Annotated in this window: 21 protein-coding genes and 1 pseudogene; 1 reads left to right on the forward strand and 21 read right to left on the reverse strand. The window is 62.1% G+C overall.

Annotated features, from left to right (window positions below):
• Window positions 1-290: 290 nt before the first annotated feature.
• The 21 genes from N5J71_RS02690 to N5J71_RS02790 all read right to left on the reverse strand — a co-directional run bounded on the left by N5J71_RS02690 (window position 291) and on the right by N5J71_RS02790 (window position 20,947).
• Window positions 291-1,517: a flagellar hook-length control protein FliK gene (locus tag N5J71_RS02690; protein WP_279916240.1), complete on the reverse strand. Its 1,227-nt coding sequence runs from the start codon at window positions 1,515-1,517 to the stop codon at window positions 291-293.
• A gap of 68 nt (window positions 1,518-1,585) precedes the next feature.
• Complete coding sequence (locus N5J71_RS02695; RefSeq protein WP_279916241.1) at window positions 1,586-1,939, reverse strand: Hpt domain-containing protein; 354 nt, start codon at window positions 1,937-1,939, stop codon at window positions 1,586-1,588.
• Window positions 1,940-1,969: 30 nt separating this feature from the next.
• Window positions 1,970-3,658 carry an ATP-binding SpoIIE family protein phosphatase gene (locus N5J71_RS02700; protein ID WP_279916242.1) on the reverse strand — a complete coding sequence of 563 codons (1,689 nt, stop codon included), beginning with the start codon at window positions 3,656-3,658 and terminating at the stop codon, window positions 1,970-1,972.
• Between the two features lie 2 nt (window positions 3,659-3,660).
• Window positions 3,661-3,966, reverse strand: coding sequence for an STAS domain-containing protein (locus N5J71_RS02705; protein ID WP_279916243.1), 306 nt, complete (start codon window positions 3,964-3,966; stop codon window positions 3,661-3,663).
• Window positions 3,967-4,051: 85 nt separating this feature from the next.
• Window positions 4,052-4,501: a flagellar export protein FliJ gene (gene fliJ, locus N5J71_RS02710; RefSeq protein ID WP_003460736.1), complete on the reverse strand. Its 450-nt coding sequence runs from the start codon at window positions 4,499-4,501 to the stop codon at window positions 4,052-4,054.
• Between the two features lie 70 nt (window positions 4,502-4,571).
• Window positions 4,572-5,918 carry a flagellar protein export ATPase FliI gene (fliI, locus tag N5J71_RS02715; protein ID WP_279916244.1) on the reverse strand — a complete coding sequence of 449 codons (1,347 nt, stop codon included), beginning with the start codon at window positions 5,916-5,918 and terminating at the stop codon, window positions 4,572-4,574.
• A complete protein-coding gene (gene fliH, locus N5J71_RS02720) occupies window positions 5,908-6,708 on the reverse strand; it encodes a flagellar assembly protein FliH (RefSeq protein WP_074857656.1) in 801 nt (266 codons plus the stop codon). Before fliH ends, fliI begins: the two co-directional genes overlap by 11 nt.
• A 283-nt stretch (window positions 6,709-6,991) precedes the next feature.
• A complete protein-coding gene (fliG, locus tag N5J71_RS02725) occupies window positions 6,992-8,008 on the reverse strand; it encodes a flagellar motor switch protein FliG (protein WP_279916245.1) in 1,017 nt (338 codons plus the stop codon).
• Window positions 8,001-9,785: a flagellar basal-body MS-ring/collar protein FliF gene (gene fliF / locus N5J71_RS02730; RefSeq protein ID WP_279916246.1), complete on the reverse strand. Its 1,785-nt coding sequence runs from the start codon at window positions 9,783-9,785 to the stop codon at window positions 8,001-8,003. Before fliF ends, fliG begins: the two co-directional genes overlap by 8 nt.
• A 10-nt stretch (window positions 9,786-9,795) precedes the next feature.
• Window positions 9,796-10,125 (reverse strand): flagellar hook-basal body complex protein FliE, encoded by a 330-nt coding sequence (gene fliE / locus N5J71_RS02735; protein ID WP_013714978.1) that lies wholly within the window; start codon window positions 10,123-10,125, stop codon window positions 9,796-9,798.
• A gap of 125 nt (window positions 10,126-10,250) precedes the next feature.
• Window positions 10,251-10,580 carry a GIY-YIG nuclease family protein gene (locus N5J71_RS02740; RefSeq protein WP_055986427.1) on the reverse strand — a complete coding sequence of 110 codons (330 nt, stop codon included), beginning with the start codon at window positions 10,578-10,580 and terminating at the stop codon, window positions 10,251-10,253.
• A gap of 253 nt (window positions 10,581-10,833) precedes the next feature.
• Window positions 10,834-12,249 (reverse strand): sigma-54-dependent response regulator transcription factor FleR, encoded by a 1,416-nt coding sequence (fleR, locus tag N5J71_RS02745; protein WP_279916247.1) that lies wholly within the window; start codon window positions 12,247-12,249, stop codon window positions 10,834-10,836.
• A 3-nt stretch (window positions 12,250-12,252) separates the two neighbouring features.
• Complete coding sequence (locus N5J71_RS02750; protein ID WP_279916248.1) at window positions 12,253-13,467, reverse strand: sensor histidine kinase; 1,215 nt, start codon at window positions 13,465-13,467, stop codon at window positions 12,253-12,255.
• Window positions 13,468-13,748: 281 nt separating this feature from the next.
• The gene (locus N5J71_RS02755) at window positions 13,749-15,224 is read right to left on the reverse strand and encodes a sigma-54 dependent transcriptional regulator (RefSeq protein ID WP_279916249.1); all 1,476 of its coding nucleotides are present in this window, start codon (window positions 15,222-15,224) and stop codon (window positions 13,749-13,751) included.
• Between the two features lie 249 nt (window positions 15,225-15,473).
• On the reverse strand, window positions 15,474-15,767 hold the full coding sequence (gene fliT, locus N5J71_RS02760) for a flagellar protein FliT (RefSeq protein WP_003460719.1): 294 nt from the start codon (window positions 15,765-15,767) through the stop codon (window positions 15,474-15,476).
• Between the two features lie 30 nt (window positions 15,768-15,797).
• On the reverse strand, window positions 15,798-16,175 hold the full coding sequence (gene fliS, locus N5J71_RS02765; RefSeq protein ID WP_003460718.1) for a flagellar export chaperone FliS: 378 nt from the start codon (window positions 16,173-16,175) through the stop codon (window positions 15,798-15,800).
• 108 nt (window positions 16,176-16,283) lie between these two features.
• Window positions 16,284-17,693, reverse strand: a complete 1,410-nt coding sequence (gene fliD / locus N5J71_RS02770) for a flagellar filament capping protein FliD (RefSeq protein WP_279916250.1) — start codon at window positions 17,691-17,693, stop codon at window positions 16,284-16,286.
• Between the two features lie 127 nt (window positions 17,694-17,820).
• A complete protein-coding gene (locus tag N5J71_RS02775; protein ID WP_053527661.1) occupies window positions 17,821-18,174 on the reverse strand; it encodes a flagellar protein FlaG in 354 nt (117 codons plus the stop codon).
• A 69-nt stretch (window positions 18,175-18,243) separates the two neighbouring features.
• A complete protein-coding gene (locus tag N5J71_RS02780) occupies window positions 18,244-19,986 on the reverse strand; it encodes a flagellin N-terminal helical domain-containing protein (RefSeq protein WP_279916251.1) in 1,743 nt (580 codons plus the stop codon).
• A gap of 401 nt (window positions 19,987-20,387) precedes the next feature.
• Entirely contained in the window at window positions 20,388-20,699 is a 312-nt protein-coding gene (locus N5J71_RS02785; protein ID WP_104728600.1) for a type II toxin-antitoxin system RelE/ParE family toxin, read from the reverse strand.
• Window positions 20,696-20,947 carry a type II TA system antitoxin, ParD family gene (locus N5J71_RS02790; protein WP_003460711.1) on the reverse strand — a complete coding sequence of 84 codons (252 nt, stop codon included), beginning with the start codon at window positions 20,945-20,947 and terminating at the stop codon, window positions 20,696-20,698. Before N5J71_RS02790 ends, N5J71_RS02785 begins: the two co-directional genes overlap by 4 nt.
• Window positions 20,948-21,307: 360 nt before the next feature.
• Here N5J71_RS02790 and N5J71_RS02795 point away from each other — a divergent pair.
• Window positions 21,308-21,517 (forward strand): annotated as a pseudogene (locus N5J71_RS02795) (helix-turn-helix domain-containing protein); the annotation flags it as partial.
• Between the last annotated feature and the right edge of the window lie 147 nt (window positions 21,518-21,664).

Here is a 21,664-nt window from a genome sequence, read left to right on the forward strand (position 1 = left end):
TTGAAAAACTATCTGCGTTGCCACTGCTGCGTTAAAAACAGGCTCAAAATGCTCATTTACAGCTCGTAAACTCCGCTTTTTCGCCTATTTTTGCCTTGCATTGGCTGCCTCGCCTACGTTTTTCAACGGCCTGCTAACTCCGGGCTGCGGATTTAACAGCGCCGCGCCCTTGCTGTCACCCAAAATACATACGCCCGGGCACCTTTCGATGACCCGGGCGAATGCAAGTCTAGCGGAGCAACGCCCATCGTCGGGCCATGCCGTGTAACGCCATCCGGTGCGCGTGCCACTCAGGCGTAATAGTCAACCAGCCCACGACCGGCAACCAGGCGCTCGCCATGCACCTCCTGCTGAACACCCGTGAGCAATTCCTCACTGCCCAGTCGCTCATCGCGTCCAGCCGCACTGCCACGCCCCCCCTCGCCCTGCCCTTGCCAGCCGCGATTGAGCGACTGATCGGAAACATTGGCGTCAGCCAGGTTCATACCCTGCTGGGCGAACAGCTCACGCAGGCGATGCATCTGACCTTCCAGCGCATCACGCACCCCGGCATTGGGGCTGGCAAACGTCACCTGGGCCTGATCCTGAGACAGATTCACCCGCACTTCGAGACGCCCAAGATCGGCAGGGTCCAGCTGAATCTCAGCCGACTTGAGGTTCTGACTGGACAGCCACATGACCCGATCCACTACCGCCTCGCTCCAGCCTGCCTGGTGCATGGCCACTGGCTGCCCCGGCACCAGCGGCATCCGCTGAGCTGCGCCGACCTGATGATTGAGCGCCTGGGTCAGGGCATTGAGCTTGCTGACGAACTGATCCGGGCGATTGGGCTGCACGCTGTCCTTGAGGCTTTCCAATGCATCCTTGGCCAGGCTTTCCAGCGGCAGCTCAAGCATCGACTCCTCGCTGCTCTCAGCAAGCGGCTCGCCCTTGCCCATGGCTGCCATGGCGGCGGCGAAATCCGTACTGGTCGCCACTCGGGTACTTTTGACCGCAGCATCCTGTGGCGCCTGGGCCTTGCCTGCCTCCTCCATCGACTGCTTGAGCAGCGCCAGTGGGTCGAGCGCATCATTTTCCAGCACAGGCTCACCCTGTTCGGCGGCAGCCGGGGCGGCGCCGCTAATGATCAACGCCGGCACATCCGGCGCCACTTCGGCTAACGGAGCCTCCTCCAGCGGAGCCTGAATACCCCCCAGCGCCATCGCCAGAAGTGGATCGAGCTCTTCTCCCCCCCCTTCCTGGGCCGGCAAGGAGTTGCCGGGCGCGGCAACCACAGGCTGCTCGGCGGCAGCCGGGGCAGCCTCGGTTTCTTCCCTGGCGGTATCAGCGCTCTGCTCCGGGCTGGTTTTATCAGTGCTGCCAGCACCCTCGCCAGGCTTGGCCTGACGCTCCCTTGCATAGACTTCGGCAAAGCTGGAAGCACCGTTATTGCTGGGTTCCGGCGCTTTGGCCGGCTGCTTCGCTTTACTCTTCACCTCAGGCGTGGCCTGCAGGCGTAAATCGGGCAACGCGGACATGGACGCTCTCCGTCTGATTGAATCGTGACGGGATCAGAGCAAGGGACGGGCCAACTTCGGCAAAGGCCTCAGACGCGATAGCGCTGACGCTCGGATTTGAACAGGATGCGGACGATGGCGAACTCACGTTCGATCTGCTCGATCAGGGCCGGAGCCAGTTCCAGCGCCTCGCGCCGACCTGCATCCTCCAGCTCCTTGCACAGGCCGGCCAACAATACCGCCCCCATGTTGCTGCAACTGCCCTTGAAGCTGTGCGCAGCCAGGCGCAGCTCCTGTGCGTTACCTTCGTCCTGCGCATGATGCAGCAGGCGCAAACGCTCTTCGGAATCGGCAACGAAGGTATCGAGCAGAATCGGATATTCGTCTTCCATGACATCCTGCAGGGATGCCAGCACAGCATCGTCGAGATGGATATCGGACACCGGGTCACTCCCTGAACATCAAGAGGCCGATTATGCCTCAGTGAGCCAGCAAAACTCCACGCGAACGCCACGGCCGTCAGGGTAAAGCTCGAGGCCATCGCTGAGCTCACGCACCAGTGCCAGCCCTCGCCCGCACAGAGCATCGTCGGCCGCACTGGGGAGGCCTGCCGGGTCGAAACCTGGCCCGCTATCCTCCACCTGTACGATCAGGCGGCCGCCCTGCTCCTGCGGCAATATCTGCAGGTGAAAGCGCACATAGCCCTCATCCAGTGAGGCCAGACGCAGACGCCGCTCCCGGTAGTACTCGGCAAAGCCACTGGCATCGCACTTGAGCGAGGAATCCAGGTTCATCACCCCATGCTCCAGGGCATTGGAATAGAGCTCGGCCAGCACGGTATACAGCTCGCCGCCACGCGGGCGCAGCGCCCTGACATCGAGCAGCAGCTGCAACAGAAACGGCAGCGGATTGAAGTGACGCAGACTCAGCGCACGAAACTCAAAGCTGGCTGACCAGTCCATCACACTGACCTGCCCACTGTCGGCAAAGGCCAGCGGGCGGGGACGTTCCTCATCGTCGGCAAGCCCGACCTGAACCATGGTGACGTCGTCTTGCTGCTCGCCTCGAAAGGCCAGTAGTGCCTGCTGGATCTCATCGAACAGTACCTGCGGCTGCCGATTGGCTTGCAGCAACTCGAGCAGGCGCGCCTCACCGAACAACTGACCATGCCGGTCGCTGGCCTCGAGCACGCCGTCGCTGAGCAAAAAGATGCGATCCCCCGGCGCCAGTGGATAGACCTCGCAACGGTCACTGAAGGCTGCCTGGTCGAGAATCCCCAATGGCAGATGGCGGGACACCAGCGGCTGCTGCGGGCGGCCATCGGCATGCAGCAGGTAGCCATCGGGCAGCCCGCCGTTCCACACCTCGAGCAAACCACGCTTGCTGCTGATATTGAGCAAGGTGGCGCAGCAGAAAACCCCCACCGGCAGGATACGCTTGAGCTTGGCATTGATCTCGCGGAGGATCTCGGCCAGCGCATGCCCCTTGGCGGTCATGCCATAAAACACCTCGGCCAGCGGTATGGCGCCGATGGCGGCGGACAAACCATGACCGGTGAAGTCCCCAAGCATCACATGCATACCACCGGACGGCTTGTAGGCCGCCAGTAGCAGGTCGCCATTGAACAGGGCGAAGGGCGACTGCATGTAACTGATGTTCGGTGCATCCAGGCAGCCGGAATGCGCCACCTTGTCGAATACGGCCTTGGCAACGCGCTGCTCACTTAGCAGATGCTCGTTGTGCCGGGCGATCAGGTCGCGCTGTTGCAGTACGGTGTCATGCAGGCGGCGCAAACGATCCATTGCACCGATCTTCGCCTCGAGTATTACCCGGTTATAGGGCTTGGCGAGAAAGTCGTCGCCACCGGCCTCGAGACAGCGTACCAGCGCCTCACCCTCGGTCAGCGAAGTGAGGAAGATGATCGGCACCAGCGCTTCACCAGCCTTCTGCTTGATGCGCCGAGCGGCCTCGAAGCCATCCATCACCGGCATCAGCGCATCCATCAGCACCAGGTGCGGACGCGCCTGCTCGAACAGGGCGACCGCCTCCAGGCCATTGCTGGCGGTCAATACGCGGTGGCCCTGACGACTGACGATGGTGGACAACAGCATGCGGTCGGCCGCGTTGTCCTCGGCAATCAGAATGGCAAGTCGCTCAGGCATGCTCAGCTGATCTTGAACAACTGCTCGAAGTTGGAGATGGCGAGGATCTTGCGCACGTCACTGCTGCAGTTGAGCAGGCTGATCTGCGCCGAATCACCACCGGCATGGTCACGCAGCAGGAGCAACATGCCCAACGCCGAACTGTCGAGGTAACTGGTCTCGCTCAAGTCGACTCGATAACGCCTGGGCGTCACGCTGACGCGCTCGTAGGCGTCACGAAATTCCTGGTGGGAGGCGAAGTCGAAGCGTCCTCGAATCACAATGGTCAGCTCTTGCCCGTCGGCCGAGGGCTGCGAGGTAATGGCCATGTCTACTCCTTTGTCGAGACTTTGCCAGATAGGGCAATTCACGCTTGAAGGTGTAGCATCTGGTCGGCGACGAAACAACCACTATTCAGGGTTCACCACGGTCGATCAGGCGTTGCGCCAGTTCGTCGAGCAGTTTCTGTTCGCGCTTGTCCTCGGCCAATCGGGCTTCGTCAATGTAGCGCTGGACCAGTTTGCGCAGCCCCTCGAGACGCGCATAGCGTTGCTGCCAAACAGCGCGCACCTTTTCAAGATTGGCGCGATGCCACTCCAGACTTTGCTGCTGTTGGCCGACCGCCGTCTCCAGTTGCGCCAGAAAGCGCTGGTAGTTCATCAGCCACTGGCCGGAAACGCCCTTGCTGCCCTCGCTGATCCACTGCTGCTGGTAGTCGCCACGAAAACGCTCCAGCTCGCCCAGCTTGGCCTCAGCCTGCCCCACCAGCCCTTGGCAATGCCCGAGCTGGCGCGCGGCCTCGCGCTCGGCCTTTTCTGCCATCTCGACGACCGGCTGCAGACGCTTTGCGCGGCTCAGGCTCATCCGCGCCCCGTAGGGCGGGTGCAACCCGCCAGATCGCCCTGGCGGGTTACACCCGCCCTACGGTAACAGGTCACTGTCCCAACACCCCAGCCAGCTGCTCGCGGCTCTGCGCCATTGACACGTTCTCGTCGAGGCCCTGACGCAGGTACTGAGCCATGACCGGCTGACGGGCGATGGCCTGATCGGTATCCGCGTCGCCGCCCGGAACATAGGCACCGACACTGATCAGATCGCGACTCTGTTGATAGCGCGACCACAACTGCTTGAATCGCTGCGCCTGCTTGAGCTGCTCGGGCGGAACCACCTGCGGCATGACCCGGCTGATCGAGGACTCGATATCGATAGCGGGATAGTGCCCTTCCTCGGCCAGGCGCCGGGACAGGACGAAGTGCCCGTCGAGCACACCACGTGCAGCATCGGCGATGGGGTCCTGCTGGTCATCCCCCTCACTCAATACGGTGTAGAACGCGGTGATCGAACCGCCGCCGGCTTCGGCGTTGCCGGCACGCTCGACCAGTTTGGGCAGCTTGGCGAATACCGACGGTGGGTAGCCCTTGGTCGCTGGCGGCTCACCAATGGCCAGGGCGATTTCGCGCTGGGCCTGGGCATAGCGGGTCAGCGAATCCATCAACAGCAGAACGTTCTTGCCCTTGTCACGGAAATACTCGGCGATGCGCGTGCAGTACTGCGCGGCGCGCAGACGCATCAACGGCGCCTCGTCGGCCGGCGAAGCGACCACCACGGAACGCTTGAGGCCTTCCTCGCCGAGGATCTCGTCGATGAACTCCTTGACCTCACGCCCACGCTCACCGATCAACCCGACAACGATGATTTCCGCCTCGGTAAAACGCGTCATCATGCCCAGCAGCACCGACTTGCCCACGCCGGTGCCGGCGAACAAGCCCAGACGCTGACCACGGCCAACGGTGAGCAGACCGTTGATCGAGCGAATGCCGACGTCCAATGGTTGGCTGATGGGGTCGCGGTTGAGCGGGTTGATGGTCGGGCCATCCACCGGCACCCAGTCCTCGGCCTTCATCCCGCCCTTGCCATCCAGGGCGCGACCGGTGCCGTCGAGCACTCGGCCAAGCATGGACATGCCCATGGGCAAGCGCCCGGCATCGGGCAACGGCACCACGCGCGCGCCAGGCGCAATACCCGCCAGACTGCCCGCCGGCATCAGATAGATCTTGCCCCCGGAGAAGCCCATCACCTCGGCCTCGACCTGAACCGGGTGGTAACTGTCGTCGTTGATGACCAGGCAGCGGCTGCCTATGGCCGCGCGCAGCCCTTCGGCCTCCAGGGTGAGGCCGACCATGCGCAGCAGGCGCCCTTCCACCACGGGTTGGCTGGGCAGGTTGATCGCTTCGACATAGCCCGCCAGGCGTCTGGCGAAACTGATCCGCTCAAGGCGCATCGACGGCATCCAGATCCAGGTCGATGTCCGCTTCCGGCGGCTGAGAGACTTGCGCGCGCTGCTGCTCGAACAATTGCTTGAGCGCCTGCGCCATGCGCGTTTCGACACTGGCGTCGATCTGACTGTGCTCGGACTCGATACGGCAACCGCCGGGCAGCAGGCTGTCATCCTCGAGGATGCGCCAGCTTTCCTCGTGACGCTCACGCAAGGCCTTGATCGTTTCGAAATCCTGCGGATTGACCTGAATGCGCACGTTCTGCGCGCCCATTGGCAGCAGTTTGAGCGCCTCGCGCAGCACCTGGCGGATCTGGCTGGAGTCGGTGTTCAGCTCGCGCTGAATCACCTCGCGCACCATATGGCTGACCAGACGTACCATGGCCACTTCCATTTGCTGATCCTGCTCGGCAATCGGCTCGAGCAACTGCGTCATGAGTTTTTCCAGGCTGCCGACCTTCAGCGCCAAGGCCGCGTCGGCCTCTTGCTTGGCTTTGATCTGGCCGGCGTGAAAGCCGTCCTTCTCGCCCGTGGCGAAGCCTTCGTTATAGGCATCCTGGCGAATGGCTTCGAGTTCATCGAGCGTCAGTGGTTTGACATCTTCGAGTGCGACCTCTTCGACCTGTGCGGCGTCCTGCTGCTCGGATTCAGCTGGAGGCTGCATATGTTCTTCAGCAGCGGCCTCGGCTTCTGCCGGTTCGTCACCCGGCGCGTCGAAGCTGGGCAGCGCCCAGCGATCGAACGTGCCGAGATCCTTGGCGCGAATCAGCTCGCTATCAGGCTCCTTGGCAGCCATCAGGGTCTATTCTCGTTTCGACGCGAGCCGCGTTGCTGCGCCAAATGGCGCCATGGTCGGGCGGCGTTCCGCAGGCGTGGAGCGCAGGGAATGGTTGCTCCCTTGCCAAGTCCCGCAACACAGCATGGCGCCATTTGCCGCGCAACCCGGAGGGCCGGGCCAGTTTTTGCGCGCTGCGGCGTTATTCGTCGCTCATTTGGAATGACCAAACTTCTCTCCTCATGCCTTGCCCCGCGCAAAAACTGGCTCCGGCGCGGCCGTGGCGAAACGGGAATAGACCCTGTCAAACCATCTCCTCGCCGCCCTTGCCGCCAAGCACGATCTCGCCGGCCTCGGCCATACGGCGGGCAATGGTAAGAATTTCCTTCTGCGCCGCTTCGACATCGCTGACGCGTACCGGCCCCTTGGCCTCCAGGTCGTCGCGCAGCAGCTCGGCAGCGCGCTTGGACATGTTCTTGAACACCTTCTCCTTGATCGCGTCGTCGGCCCCTTTGAGTGCCAGCACCAGCACTTCGGAGGAGACCTCGCGCATCAGCGCCTGGATGCCACGGTCGTCGACATCGGCCAGGTTGTCGAAGACGAACATCAGGTCTTCGATCTGCATCGACAGGTCTTCGTCCAGTTCGCGAATGGAGTCCATCAACTGGCCTTCCACCGAGCTGTCGAGGAAGTTCATGATGTCCGCCGCACGCTTGACGCCGCCCATGGAGGCGCGCGTGGCATTGGCGCTGCCGGAGAACTGTTTCTCGAGAATCTGGTTGAGCTCCTTCAGCGCGGCCGGCTGCACGGTGTTCAGCGACGACACCCGCAGGATGATGTCCAGGCGCACCTTGTGATCGAAGTGACTGAGCACCTCGGCCGCCTGGTCCGGGTCGAGGTAGGCGACGACGATGGCCTGAATCTGCGGGTGCTCGTAGCGAATCACATCGGCAACGGCACGCGGCTCCATCCACTTGAGGCTGTCCAGGCCACTGGTGCTGCCACCGAGGAGAATACGGTCAATGAGGTTGCCCGCCTTGTCCTCGCCCAACGCAGAGGTGAGCATCTTGCGGATGTAGGCATCGGAACCCACACCGAGGCTGGTCTGGTCGCCGACGATCTCGACGAACTCGGCCATCACCTGCTCGACCTGCTCGCGATGGATATTGCGCATGCCGGCCATGGCCACGCCGACGCGCTGCACTTCCTTCGGCCCGAGGTGACGCAACACCTGCGCGGCATCGGTTTCGCCCAGCGAAAGCAGCAGAATCGCGGCCTTGTCGACCTTGTTCAGCTTGGTAGCAGTGCGATTGTCACTCATCGGCGTTGATCCACTCTTTCACGACCTGGGCGACGCGGCCAGGGTCTTCCGCCACTAGGCTCTTGATAGCGTTCAGTTGCGCATCATACCCCTCACTAGACCTAGGCAACATGATGCTCTGCGGGCCGCCAAGGCTGACACGGTCATCGGACAGCTCGCCATCCAGACCTGCCATCGAGCCAAGCTCCACATCACCGGAGCCTGCCAGCTCCTTGCCCCTGCCACCGCCGGTGATGTTGTTGAGCACCGGACGCAACACGCCGAACACCAACACCAGGATGAACAGCACGCCGAGCACCTGCTTGACGATGTCCCAGAACCAGGGCTGGGTGTAGAACGGAATATCCGGAATTTCTTCGCCCATCGACGCGGTGAACGCCGTGTTGATCACGCTGACGCTGTCGCCGCGACTGGCATCGAAGCCCACCGAGTCCTGCACCAGACGAGTGAAGCGCGCCAGGTCATCGGCGGTCCAAGGCACCCGGCTGCTTTCGCCGGTGGCCGGATCGACACGTAACTGGTCATCCACCACCACCGCTACCGACAGGCGACGCAGGCGTCCCTGCTGCTGACGGGTGTAGCTGATGGACCGGTCCAGCTCGAAGTTGCGGGTCGACTGCTCACGCTTGTCTGCCGGGTACGGCGCCAGCATCGGCTGGCCGGTTACCGGATCCATGATCTGCTGACCGTTGGCATCGACCAGCGGCTGACCAGCCGCTATCGGACCGGCGGGAGCGGCAGCGCCTGCAGCCTGCTGCGGAGCGGCAGCCGGGCCCGGCGGTTGATTGGACAGCGCGCCCGGCACGCCTTGCGGCGGCAGACTGCTCTGACGCTGTTCGTTGACCTGTTGCTCACTGCGCAGCGCGGGTTGATCCGGATTGAACATTTCGGAAGTGGATTCAACCGAACTGAAATCCACATCAGCCGACACTTCCGCCTTGTAGCGACCGGTGCCCAGCACCGGCTGCAGAATGTTGTGCACACGCTGGGTGAACAGCGTTTCCATACGGCGGGTGTAGTCGAACTGCTTGCCGGCCATGCTCAGCTCGGACAGTTCCTGCTGGTCGGAGAGCAGGTTGCCCTTCTGGTCGACCACCGTGACCTGGCCCTTGTCCAACTCAGGCACGCTGGTCGCCACCAGGTTGACGATGGCCATGACCTGGCTGGGCTCCAATGCGCGCCCCGGGTAGAGTTCGACCAGCACCGAGGCAGACGGCTTGCGTTCGTCACGCACGAACACCGACGCCTTGGGCATGGCCAGGTGTACACGCGCCGCCTTGACGTTGTTGAGGCTGGCCACCGTACGTGCCAGCTCGCCCTCGAGACCGCGGCGATAGCGGGTCGCCTCCATGAACTGGCTGGTACCCAGCCCCTGCTCACGGTCGAGAATCTCGAAACCGACACTGTTATCGGTCGGCGCCACGCCGGCAGCTGCCAGGCGCATACGCGCACGCGCCAGATCGTCAGCCTTGACCAACAGGGCGCCGGAGTTGGGTTCGATGGTGTAGTCGATACCGGAAGCGGTCAGGGTTTCGACCACCTGGGTAGCATCCATACCGTTGAGGCTGCCATAGAGCGGACGGTAATCCGGCTGCTGCGACCACAGCACAACGGCAAAACCGATGGCCACGCTGGCAGCCAGGCCGACCAGCAGGCCGAGCTGACGCAGCACCGACATTTCGGCGAGATTTTCCAGGAAGCTAAGGCCCAGCAGGGGCTTCTTCGGCTCACCTGGCTCGGCCTTGGCCGGTACGTTTGCTACTGCTGCTTCAGCCATGAATCAACCCTCAGACCGGCATCTGCATGATGTCTTGATACGCCTGGACCAGCTTGTTACGCACCTGGGTCATGGCCTGGAAGGATACGCTGGCTTTCTGCGAGGCGATCATCACATCGGTCAGATCGACCCCGCTCTGCCCCATCTCGAATGCGGTCGCCAGTTTATTGGAAGCCTGTTGGGTCTCGTTGACCTTATTCACCGCCTGGCCGAGCATTTCCGAGAAACTCGGCGCCCCTTGCACTGGCTCGCTCGCAGCAGGCTTCTGACGCGCCATGGCCTCAGCCTGCATGGAACGCATTTCCAGCATCAAGCGATTGAATTCGACACCCTGGCTCATGACTTCCTCCACTGCCCGCTTTTTGACACTAGCGGCGCTATGCAGGGGTATTTGCAACAAGGGTGCCAACAAAGCGGCTTATGGGAATCAGATCGGAAACACGCAGATAGATGGGGTAGCCACCGTCATCCCCGCGAAGGCGGGGCCCCAGCAGCACCAGACGACTCACCAACAATCTCTGACCAAAGATCGCGCCCTTGCGGATTTCGCTCTTCGATCAGGCGCAGCTTCCAGGCACGATTCCATTTCTTGATCGCCTTCTCCCTGGCTATCGCGCCACTCATACTTTCATGCTGCTCGTACCACACCAGCAACTTCACTCCATAGCGGAGTGTAAAGCCCTCAACGACTCCCTCTCTATGCTGCCAGACACGCCGCAGCAGATCCGCTGTAACTCCGGTATAGAGCGTGCCATTACGCTGACTGGCCATAATGTAAACGGCGGGTTGTTTCATGCTGCAGTCCTTTGCAGATTGGGCCCTCCATAGGTATGAAGGCCTATTCAGCGATTGATTTGAGCCCGAACGAAAAAATCGCTCCTACAAGCCAGGACAACCTTAGCACCGCGGCTGGATCCCCGCCTTCGCGGGGATGACGGTAGCTGCGCCTTCGCGGGGATGACGGCGATGGATCATTCGAGGTCATTCCCGCGAAGGCGGGAACCCAGGCAGCGTCCCCCTCCGTCGCATCCCCTTCAGCACAGCAACATTAGCTGGCGTACAGGTAAGCCTCGACATTCATACCGGCATCGCGCATCTGCGCCAGCTTGTAGCGCAGGGTGCGCGGGCTGATACCCAGGCGCTCGGCGGCTTCCTTGCGGCGACCGCGCTCGGCACGCAGGGTGTCGATGATCACCTGAAACTCGCGACGGCGAAGGTCCTCGCCCAGCGCGCCGGCATCGACCGCACTCGGCGGCTCGACCGGTTGCGTCATCGGCGGGGCCATACTCGGCACCACAGCCAGGTGCGGCACGGCGCTCTGCACCGTCTGACCTATGGGTGCGTGCAGGCACAGATCCTGCGCCTGAATCACCCCGCCCTGCTGCAGGATCAATGCGCGCTGAATGGCGTTGTCCAGCTCACGCACGTTGCCCGGCCACTGATGCTGCACCAGGCACTGCGCGGCCGATTCTGACAAGCGCACCGGCGCCTGATTCATTTTTTTGACGTGCTTGGCCAGCAGCCGCTCGGCCAGCGGCAGAATGTCGGCAGGCCGCTCACGCAGTGGCCGCCAGGCCAACGGGAACACCGACAGGCGATAGTACAGATCCTCACGGAAACGCCCGGCCGCCACTTCGCCGGCCAGATCACGGTTACTGGTGGCCAGCACGCGAATATCCAGGTTGATTGGCTTGCGCGCCCCGACCCGCTCTACCTCACGCTCCTGCAACACACGCAACAACTTGGCCTGCAGCCCCAGCGGCATTTCGGAAATCTCGTCGAGCAGGATGGTGCCACCGTCGGCCAGCTCGAACTTGCCCGGCTGAGCGGTGACCGCACCGGTGAATGCGCCCTTCTCATGCCCGAACAAGGTGGCCTCGAGCATGTTGTCGGGAATCGCCGCACAGTTGATGGCGATGAAAGGCCCGGAGGCGCGCGGCGACTGCTGATGGATGTAGCGTGCCAGCACCTCCTTGCCGGTGCCGGATTCGCCGGTGATCATCACCGTCGAGTCGCTCTGCGCCACGCGGGCCGCCAGCTCCAGCAATTGCACGCTGGCCGGCTCCAGCGCCACCGGGCCGTCGCGATCTGCCGCCGTCAATTTTCCCAGCGCATGCCTGGCCACCAGCGCCAGCAGCGTGCGCGGCTCGAACGGCTTGACCAGGTAATCGGCGGCGCCCTGGCGAATCGCATCCACCGCCCGCTCCACCGCGCCGAAGGCGGTCATCAGCAACACCGGCAGTTGCGGGTAGCGGCTGCGGATCTGCGCCAGCAACTGGTGGCCATCCATGCCCGGCATATTGACGTCGCTGACCACCAGCCCGAACGGCTCCTCGCTCAGCGCGAGCAACGCCGCCTCGGCGCAATCCACCGCGCGATAAGCATGCCCGCCCAGGCACAGGGTATCGGCCAGGGCTTCGCGCAGCGCGCGGTCGTCTTCAACCAGCAGGACTTTGCCAGCCATGGGTTACTCCTGATTCGAATGAGGCGCTGCACCTTGCAGCGGCAGAGAAACGATGGCGCAGGTGCCACGACCCGCGCGCGATTGCAGCAGCAGTTGGCCCTGGTGGGCGCGCGCCACCGCCTTGACCACCGCCAGGCCCAGGCCGGTGCCGGTGGTCTTGGTGGTGAAGAAGGGCTCGCCCAGGCGCGCCAGAGTTTCCTGGCTCATACCCGGTCCGTTATCGCTGACGCATAGCCGTAACTGGCCACCGCGGCGATACAGATGAATCTTCAGACGCGCATCGCGCCCGGCAGCCTGAATGGCGTTGTCGATCAGATTGAGGACGGTGCCGACCAGCGTGTCGCGGTTGCACAGCAGCTCGCCGTCGCGCACATCGCACTGCCAGCGCACAGCCATATCGCCCACATGCGCGTCGGCAGCCGCACGCAGCGCATCGAACAGGGCCGACGGCGCCAGACGATCCGGCAATGGCAGCTCGCCCCGGGCGAAGATCAGCATGTCGCGCACCTGGTTTTCCAACTCGTGCAGCCGCTCCTTCAAGCGCCCGGCGAAGCGCTGCTGCTGTTCGGCCGGCAGTACCTGTTCATTGAGGTGGCTTGCATAGAGCAACGCAGCGGAAAGCGGTGTACGGATCTGATGGGCCAGGGAAGCGACCATGCGCCCCAGCGCCGATAGGCGCTCATGGCGAGAGAGCTGATCCTGCAGGCGACGGGTTTCCGTCAGGTCAGTCAAAAGCACGAGTTGCCCAGGCTCCCCGTGCAGCGAACGGGTGGCGATGGACAGACGGCGGCCGTCGCGCATGGAGATTTCGTGACCATCGTCTTCGCGCGGGGCGAAGTTGCGTGCGATCACCTGACGCCAGAGCATGCCCACCAGGGGCTGGCCAAGCAGCGCACGCGCCACGGGGTTGGCCTCGCGCACGACGCCCTGACCGTCGATGACGATCACACCGCCAGGCAACAGATCCAGCAGGCTTTGCAGACGATGGGCCAGGCGCTCCTTCTCCGCCAGTTCCTGCATGCGCTGTGCACTGACCAGCGCCAGTTGCCCCTTCAGCTCATTGACCCGCGCCTCAAGCAGGCTGTAGGACTCGCTGAGCTGGCTGGACATCTGGTTGAACAGGGCGAACGCCTGCTCCAGTCCGGCACGGCTGGCTTGTTCGAGCGGCGCGGGAACACTCGGCTCGGCTGACTCGGTAGGACGAAGGTTGGCTTCCATCTGCTTCTCTCGTACGACGTACCGTCAGAAGACGGTCGGATACAAGAGCTTTAGCAATCCCCGTGCCTACTTTTTTATTCTTATTTTTCAATCACTTGTAAAAACGAAGCCGGAGCTTGCGTCAAAGCTCCGGCTTTCTTTGCGGCGTTACGGATGTTCTGAAAAAGTTACTTACCGTCACTCCCGCGAAGGCGGGAGCCCAGGAGTTTCGCAGGTTCTGGATTCCCGCCTGCGCGGGAATGACGAGTTTTCCAGAGTTTCCTTAGCTTGAGGCTGAGGAATCAATCCTCGTCCTGACCATCCTCTTCGCGGCGGCTCATGCCGTACTTGCGCATTTTCTCGACCAGCGTGGTACGGCGAATACGCAGGCGCTCAGCAGCCCGCGCCACCACGCCGCCGGCATCATCCAGCGCCTGCTGGATCAGCCCCTGCTCCAGATTGCCCAGGTAGTCCTTCAGATCCAGGCCTTCCGGCGGCAGCATGGCTGGTGTATCGAGGCCCGGTAAACCGGCCATGATCGCAGCGCGCTCTTCCATTTCATCACGCAGGCTGGCTGCAAGCTGCTCATCCTCGTCATCGACATGACGGAACTTCTTCGGCAATTCGCCCACCCCGATCACACCGTAGGGATGCATGATCGCCATGCGCTCCACCAGGTTGGCCAGCTCGCGCACGTTACCCGCCCAGTCATGACGGCACAGCGACATGATGGCGGCCGAGTTGAAGCGAATGGAACCGCGCTTCTCGTGCTCCATGCGCGAAATCAGCTCGTTCATCAGCAGCGGGATGTCTTCGATGCGCTCGCGCAGCGGCGCCATCTCGATGGGGAAGACGTTGAGGCGGTAGTACAGATCCTCGCGGAAGCTGCCGTCCTCGATCATCTTCTCCAGGTTCTTGTGCGTGGCCGCGATGATGCGCACGTCGGCGGTCTGCGTCTTGTTACTGCCGACTCGCTCGAAAGTGCGCTCCTGCAACACACGCAGCAGCTTGACCTGCATCGGCAGCGGCATGTCACCGATCTCATCGAGAAACAGCGTGCCGCCGTTGGCCAGTTCGAAGCGCCCTGCCCGGCTGGTGATGGCGCCGGTGAAGGCGCCCTTCTCATGACCGAACAGCTCGCTCTCCAGCAACTCGGCCGGAATGGCGCCGCAGTTGACCGGCACGAAGGGTGCCTCGCGACGCTTGGAGTGATAATGCAGATTGCGCGCTACAACTTCCTTGCCAGTTCCGGACTCACCGAGGATCAGCACGCTGGCCTCGGTATCGGCCACCTGCTGCATCATCTGTCGCACCTGCTGAATGGCGCGACTGGTACCCACCAGGCTACGGAACAGATTGGGCTCACGCTGCCGACCACGATCACGGGCCTGGTCGTACATTTCACGGTAGACCTGGGCGCGATGCAGCGAGTCGAGCAACTTGTTATAACTGAGCGGCGTCTCCAGACTGGCCAGCACGCGCCGACGCAAGTCTTCCGGCCACTCGGCAATACTGACATCACCCACCGTCAGCAAGGGCAGAAACTCATCCCACCCGGCAAGCTGCTTGGTCAGTTCAAGCGCGCCGCCCTTGGCCTCGACATCGCCCAGCAAGACACTCAGCACCTCGCGACTGGACTCAAGCCCAGCCACGGCACTGCGCCAGTCCTGGCTTGTACAGGCCAGATGCTCCTCCCCGAGAAAGCTCAGAATGATCGCCAGTTCGTGGCGGCGCGCAGCATTGTCATCGATCAACAGGATTTTGGTTTCACGCCACATCTTGTGCTTGTCTGACCCGAGGAGTTAGGGAAATTGCACGCCAGTTCTTCGGCGCACACCGGCAACTTGCCACTAGTAAAGTCAAAAAATTGGACTCAGTCAAATTTATGGCGTGATTTCCTGTGGCGTTCCCGTACTCGCTGCGGTTGCACCCGCCCTACCGATGCAGCAGGGCAGCTTTTTCTCCCCTCTCCCCAGCCCTCTCCCGCAAGCGGGAGAGGGGGCAGAAACCTGCGCTAGCCATGACAATCAGCCGAACAACTGATAGACCTTGGCCCCCTGGCGAGCCTGGTTGATCTGCACCAGCTCATCGCCAAGGCGTTTGCGCTCGGCCGTGCACAGCGTAACCAGCTCGCGGTAGAGCAGCAGCAGCTCCTGCATGCTGTCGCGCAGGCGCGCCTCATCGCCCCCCTCGTGCATGGCCGCATCGACCGCCTGGCGGCATTGCAGATCCAACTTGCCGATGGCCACCCAGTCCTGCCTGAGCAGGGCATCGCGCAGTGCGCAGCCGGTTTCTTCCAGACGCTGGACAGACGAACTCATGATTTTCTCCCGGATTGTCCGGCACGGCCCTCAAGCAATGCCATCCCAGCCTTCTTTCAATTCACGCAGCAATTGCGCCACCTGACGCAGGATCGCCTCATCGTTTTTCAGGTTGGCCTGGGCCAACTGCCGAATCATGTATTCATAGAGCCCATCGAGGTGCTGCGCCAACTCGCCCCCCTGGCCCTTGTCCAACCCCTCGCGCAGGCCACCGACGATCCCGATCACCTTGCCGATCAGCAGCCCCTTCTCGGCGACCTGGCCACGGGCAAGCGCGCCCTGGGCCTGCGCCAGGCGATCCAGGGCGCCTTCGAACAACATCTGGATCAAGCGATGGGGGCTGGCCTCGGCAAGCTGGGACTGGGTACTGACCTGCTGATACTGCCTGAGCGCGGACGCTGCATACATGACGACTGCTCCTCGATAACCAAGTCACTGCGTGGACTTGACAGGCTATCGGCCGGCAATCGGGAATCTTTAGGCTGGAAGCCGCACAGCGGCGGCTCTCCCTGACACTCATTTTTTGTTGGAATTGTTCAGCGCCTCGAGCGTGCTCAGAAGGCTCGCGCTGCTTGCATTCAACTGCGCCACCAGGATATCCATGTTGTTGTACTTGGTGTACAGCGAGGTGGTCAGCGAATCGATGCGCCGATCCAGCGCCTGCTGCTGCTCGCTCAATTGCGTCATGGTCTTTTGCAGCGACTCGGTGCGACCGGCCAGCAGCCCTCCGGGTGCCGTGTAAGGCTCGGTGACCGATTTCAGGCGCGGAATCAACCCGTCGTCGCCGACGAAGAACGCCTGAACCTCATCGTAGTGGGTCTCCAGCGCGCTGCTCAGCTTGGCATCGTCGATCGACAGCGTACCGTCCTTGTTGGTGGTCACGCCCAGTTGCGCCAGAACGCTCAGCTCACCGCTGCCGGTCGAGGGCTGTACCAGTTCGTTGCGTATCGAACCGAGCAGCGAGCGAACCAGGGCGTCGCCCACCAGCGCGCCGGCATCGGTACTCGTCTCGTCTTCGCTGGTGGTTACCCGGGTCAAGGCATTGGTGACGGTGATCAGGTTGTTGTAGGCACTGACGAAAGCCTCGATGGAGGTTTTCAAGCCCTCGGTATTGGGCGCCACGGTCAGGGTGGTGGTGCCCTCGGCCGTCAGCTTGATGCTCAGGCCGCTCAGCGCCGTGACGGTGTTGGTGGAGCTGCTCAGCTCCAGGCCGTCGATCTTGTAGGAAGCATTGCTGGCCAGGGTGATGGAGCCAGCCCCGGTGCCCGACTGCTGGGTAAGGTCGTGATTGCCGTCCTCATCGACGTTGATGTTCAGCGCCGCCAGATCCCCCGTGCCCTTCACATACAGGTCGGTGCCCTCCCCGGTGACCTCCGAGGACAGTACCAGGCGCGCGCCACTGGCATCGGTGATGATGTTGGCGCTGATGCCCGCAGTGGCGGAAAGCTGGGAGTTGATCGCATCGCGGATTTCCGTCAGCGAAGCCCCCGGCGCGACCTGAACCTCATAGGAGGCGTTGTCGCCGACGTCGATGGTCAGCGTGCCGCCGGAATCGAAGGTCGTGGAAGCACCGCCCTCCAGGCTGGCACTGGCCACTTTCGACGAACTGGCCAGGCTGATCACCTCCACCTTGTAACTGCCGGGAACCGCGCCCGCGCCAGCAGTGGCGCTGGCCACGCCATCGGCGGAGGACTGCACGCCGAGCCCTTCGAAGCTGCTGGAGGAACTCTCCAGGGCGGTCAGCGAGGCTTCGAACGTCTCGACCGCGCTGGTCAGCGTACCCACGGCCGAGAGGCTGGTTTCCGTCTTGGTCGTCAGCCGGTCGATCTGCGCCTGCTTGGGCGCCTTTTCCGCATCGGCGATGGCGGTCACCATGCCGTGGATATCCAGCCCTGTACCCAGACCGGAAATAGTGGTGCCTGACATGTCGACCTCCTCGCAACGAATTATTGACGCCCTGCCACTGCCCAGCAATTAACGAGCCAGTCACTCAACCTGTGTAGCAGCGAATTTATTCGCGAACCCGTTCACCGCAGGCTCACGCCTGTGAAAATCACGCCTCTTCGCGAAACAGCAGGCTGCGCATGTCCTCCAGGCGCGCCGCCAGACTCAAGGCCACCTCGGAGGGAATCTGCCGAACCACTTCGCCGGAACCGCCATCGACGACCTGCACCACCACCCGGCCGGTGCTGTCGTCGACCTGGAAATTGATGTCGCGGCGAATCGACTGCATGGCGCTCTGCATGCTCGCCACCGCCGACTCCTGTTGCTCGCGCGGTACGTTCGCCACGGCCTCGGCCGCCTGGGGATTCTCGCCCGACTGCCGTGGCCGCTCGACGGCCGCCCCGGCTACCTGGCGCGCCGATGGCGTCAGGCTGCCAATTGGCGTAACGCTTGTAATGGTCATGAGAGCACCTCGCAATGGGCAAAGGGGGAAGGCTTGCGCACTCCCCCCTCCACCGCCTCAGAGATTGGCTTATTGCAGCAGGCTCAGCACCGCGGACGGCAACTGGTTGGCCTGCGCCAGGATCGCGGTGGACGCCTGTTGCAGGGTCTGCTGCTTGGTCAGCTCGGCGGTTTCCGCGGCGAAGTCGGCATCCTGGATCCGGCTGCGGGCGGAAGTGGAGTTCTCCACGATGCTCTGCAGGTTGGAAACGGTGCTGTCGAAGCGGTTCTGCACGGCACCCAGGTCGGCGCGCTGGCTGTCGATGTTGGAGATCGCCTTGTCGATGACCGAGATGGCACTTTGCGAACCGGCAGCGGTGGTGATGTCGGTATCCGCGATGGTGGTCATCTTTGCCTTGGAGTTGGCAAACACTTCGGAGATGTCGGCACCGCCACTGCTGGTCAGCGCGTAGGACTTGGCGGAATTCAGCTCAACATAGCCGGCAACGGTGCTGCCGGAGGCGTTCAGGTCCGCGGCTGTAGTGTATTCACCGTTCGAATCCATCACGCTCGCCTTGACGACGCTGCCGGCATGCGCGGTGCCGTCGGCATTGAGGTTCGATTGGGCGCCGAAGGTGATGTTCTCGCCACTTTCCGAGGTAACGGTAAGCTTGTCATTGGTCTCGTCGTAGCTTACGGCGATACCGAGTGCCGAGGCGTTGGAGCTCAGCTGATCGGCCAGATCGGCAGTGGAGGTAACCCCCACCAGGTTGACCGATTTTTCGCCCACACTGACCGACAGGTTCGCCGAACCACCGGCCAGAGCGGTTTCGTTGATACTCAGGTCAACCACGGTACGAGCGCTGGCGCTGAGCCCGCTGATAGCGCCATTGAAGCTCTTCGCGATCTCCTTGGCCGACTCGTTGCCTGCAAGGGTAATTGCCTTGGTATCGCCACCGCCCTGAACGGTGATGGTGCCGGCTGTGAAGCTGGTGAAGGTCGAAGCTGCAAGGGCGGTCTCGGCGTCTGCAAGTGCGCCCTTTGTACCGGTAGTGGGGGGCGTCGCAGACGAATCACCGTTCAGAAATTCGTCAGCGGCATCCCGCGCGGCCACAGCGGCATCGTAATCAGTATCACCAGCTACCCCACCAGCAGCGGCCAGAGTAGCGACGGTTGCGGTTTTATCAGCAAGATCTTTCGTTGCCGCGTCGTTAGCAGCTTTTGCTGCATCGCGGGCAACCAGCAGCGGATCAGTGTCGCGAATCGCCGCCATCGCGGTACCGCTTACACGCTTGGAGGTGGTGTCCTCCTCCATCTGGTACGAGCCGATCTTGTTGGCCGAGACGTTGCCCAGGCTCAGGTTGATGGTTTCATTGGCGTTGGCGCCGACCTGGAAGCTGGTGGTACCGAAAGAACCGTCCAGCAGGTTACGACCACCGAAGGTGGTGGTATTGGCGATACGAGTCAGCTCGGTGGTGAGCTGGGAATATTCAGACTGCAGGGAGGCACGGTCTTCGGCGCTATTGGAGCCATTGGCCGACTGCAGGGCCAGCTCACGCATACGCTGCAGGATGTTGGTGGACTCCTGCATAGCGCCTTCAGCTGTCTGGGCGATGGAGATACCATCGTTGGCGTTCTTCACTGCCACATTCAGACCGTTGATCTGACTGGTCAGGCGGTTGGAGATTTGCAGACCGGCGGCATCGTCCTTGGCGCTGTTGATCTTCAGGCCGCTGGACAGGCGCTGCATGGTGGTGGACAGGGCCTCGGAGGCCCGGTTCAGGTTTTTCTGGGTATTAAGCGATGCAACGTTGGTGTTGACGGTAAGAGCCATGACGAGAACCTCGTGGTGTGGGCTTGTGCGACTCCCGGCCTTGGCAACCGCCCGGGATGGCCTGGAGAGCTTTCACTGGGTTTATCGTCGTGGCCCGACAATCCTTTAGCGTTTTTTTCGATTTTTTTCCGTGTCAATCCACTGACGCCTTGACAAACATGGAAAGCCTTTTAAAACAACAGCCCACGAAAGAACCACGGATGGCCTTCGTAGGGTGCGCCGTGCGCACCGAAACGCCGGCGCGAGTGTCATCGGTGCGCACGGACCCAGGCGGCCCCGCGACACCTACGTAGCCGTATCCTGACGCTTAGGGATATTCTGAAATAGTCGTCATTCCCGCGAAGGCGGGAACCCAGAAGCTGCGCAGCACCTGGACTCCCGCCTTCGCGGGAGTGACGGTGTCAGTCTTTGAGCCGGTCGGCCAGTCGTGCCATCAGGTTCATGCGCTCATGGAAAATAGCTACGATCAAGGCAGGCGCGCCCTCACGCAGCAGACAGAATATGTAGTGATGTTCGCAGCACCCCATCCGTAGAGCCGGAAAAAGCACACTCATGTCTTTGAACGCACCCCGACCATCGGCGAGGCTGGCTATACCCTGTTCCAGCGTAGCGATGTAGCGGCGTGCCTGCGCATCGCCCCATTGCTTGCGCGTGTAGCGGACGATGCCACGCAGGTCGGATTCTGCCGCCGCAGTGAGAACGTAGCCGGTCAAGCCTGGCCCTCGGCCAGTTCTTCATCAAGAATTTCGCTGATGCTCTTGGTAGACAGATTGCCAGCAAGCCCCTCGTGGATGCGGGTACCGAGCAGCGCTTGCAACTCGTTCCATGCCTGATTGGCGTCAAGATCACCTGGAAACAGCCTTTCCAGCGCGTATTGTTTGATGGTCTTGCCCTGCAAGGCAGCCAGCGCTTTCAGGCTTTGGTGCTGTTGGTCTGTCATGTCGATGGTTAGGCGGCTCATGGGATGACCTCCGAAATTACAGGTTCCCACATTTACACGGATGTGCTGATGAAACAAGCATTGGCTCAGTTCAAGCACTGTGCTCGCCGATACACCCTCGGCTCTGGCTCCTGCTTCGCTCTACCTCCTGCATCCATGCAGTCGTCGGCTCTGGCTCCTGCTTCGCTCTACCTCCTGCATCCATGCAGTCGTCGGCTCTGGCTCCTGCTTCGCTCTACCTCCTGCATCCATGCAGTCGTCTCCCATAAATGGGAGAGGGGAGAAAAAGCTTCACCCGATTGCCCTGCGCCAAATCATCTCGGCTTTCTCCACGAGGCCGTTGTATGCCATCGTTAACGCCAGAGAGATGGAGTAATCGCCATGAACATTCGCCCGATCCGTTCAGACAGCGAGTATAGAGAAGCGCTCAAAGAGGTTTCCGCCCTGTTTGACTGCGAACCGGCACCCGGCACCCCGGAAGGCGACGCCTTTGAGGTCATGCTGACCCTGATCGAAGCCTACGAAGCCAAACACTTCCCGGTCGATCTGCCAACCCCGGTTGAAGCGATCAAGTTCCGTATGGAGCAGTCCGTAGCCTAATGCCGGTCAGTTAAGAAAAACGCCGCGATGCCGGTACGGAATCGCGGCGTTTTCTTTACCTGATTGGCAACGAGCTTCAGCCGTACTGACCGCGCGCCGGTAGGGCACTGGCGCAACCCTGTAGCCCGGATGAAATCC

Source organism: Ectopseudomonas oleovorans, from assembly GCF_029845265.1.
Classification (GTDB): Bacteria; Pseudomonadota; Gammaproteobacteria; order Pseudomonadales; family Pseudomonadaceae; genus Aquipseudomonas; species Aquipseudomonas oleovorans.

Bases quoted from the DNA above. Each gene is read 5' to 3' on its own strand.
- N5J71_RS02690 (WP_279916240.1), bottom strand. From the start codon at position 1,517: ATGTCCGCGTTGCCCGATTTACGCCTGCAGGCCACGCCTGAGGTGAAG.
- N5J71_RS02700 (WP_279916242.1), bottom strand. From the start codon at position 3,658: ATGCCTGAGCGACTTGCCATTCTGATTGCCGAGGACAACGCGGCCGAC.
- N5J71_RS02705 (WP_279916243.1), bottom strand. From the start codon at position 3,966: ATGGCCATTACCTCGCAGCCCTCGGCCGACGGGCAAGAGCTGACCATT.
- fliJ (WP_003460736.1), bottom strand. From the start codon at position 4,501: ATGAGCCTGAGCCGCGCAAAGCGTCTGCAGCCGGTCGTCGAGATGGCA.
- fliI (WP_279916244.1), bottom strand. From the start codon at position 5,918: ATGCGCCTTGAGCGGATCAGTTTCGCCAGACGCCTGGCGGGCTATGTC.
- fliH (WP_074857656.1), bottom strand. From the start codon at position 6,708: ATGGCTGCCAAGGAGCCTGATAGCGAGCTGATTCGCGCCAAGGATCTC.
- fliG (WP_279916245.1), bottom strand. From the start codon at position 8,008: ATGAGTGACAATCGCACTGCTACCAAGCTGAACAAGGTCGACAAGGCC.
- fliF (WP_279916246.1), bottom strand. From the start codon at position 9,785: ATGGCTGAAGCAGCAGTAGCAAACGTACCGGCCAAGGCCGAGCCAGGT.
- fliE (WP_013714978.1), bottom strand. From the start codon at position 10,125: ATGAGCCAGGGTGTCGAATTCAATCGCTTGATGCTGGAAATGCGTTCC.
- N5J71_RS02740 (WP_055986427.1), bottom strand. From the start codon at position 10,580: ATGAAACAACCCGCCGTTTACATTATGGCCAGTCAGCGTAATGGCACG.
- fleR (WP_279916247.1), bottom strand. From the start codon at position 12,249: ATGGCTGGCAAAGTCCTGCTGGTTGAAGACGACCGCGCGCTGCGCGAA.
- N5J71_RS02750 (WP_279916248.1), bottom strand. From the start codon at position 13,467: ATGGAAGCCAACCTTCGTCCTACCGAGTCAGCCGAGCCGAGTGTTCCC.
- N5J71_RS02755 (WP_279916249.1), bottom strand. From the start codon at position 15,224: ATGTGGCGTGAAACCAAAATCCTGTTGATCGATGACAATGCTGCGCGC.
- fliT (WP_003460719.1), bottom strand. From the start codon at position 15,767: ATGAGTTCGTCTGTCCAGCGTCTGGAAGAAACCGGCTGCGCACTGCGC.
- fliS (WP_003460718.1), bottom strand. From the start codon at position 16,175: ATGTATGCAGCGTCCGCGCTCAGGCAGTATCAGCAGGTCAGTACCCAG.
- fliD (WP_279916250.1), bottom strand. From the start codon at position 17,693: ATGTCAGGCACCACTATTTCCGGTCTGGGTACAGGGCTGGATATCCAC.
- N5J71_RS02775 (WP_053527661.1), bottom strand. From the start codon at position 18,174: ATGACCATTACAAGCGTTACGCCAATTGGCAGCCTGACGCCATCGGCG.
- N5J71_RS02780 (WP_279916251.1), bottom strand. From the start codon at position 19,986: ATGGCTCTTACCGTCAACACCAACGTTGCATCGCTTAATACCCAGAAA.
- N5J71_RS02790 (WP_003460711.1), bottom strand. From the start codon at position 20,947: ATGAGCCGCCTAACCATCGACATGACAGACCAACAGCACCAAAGCCTG.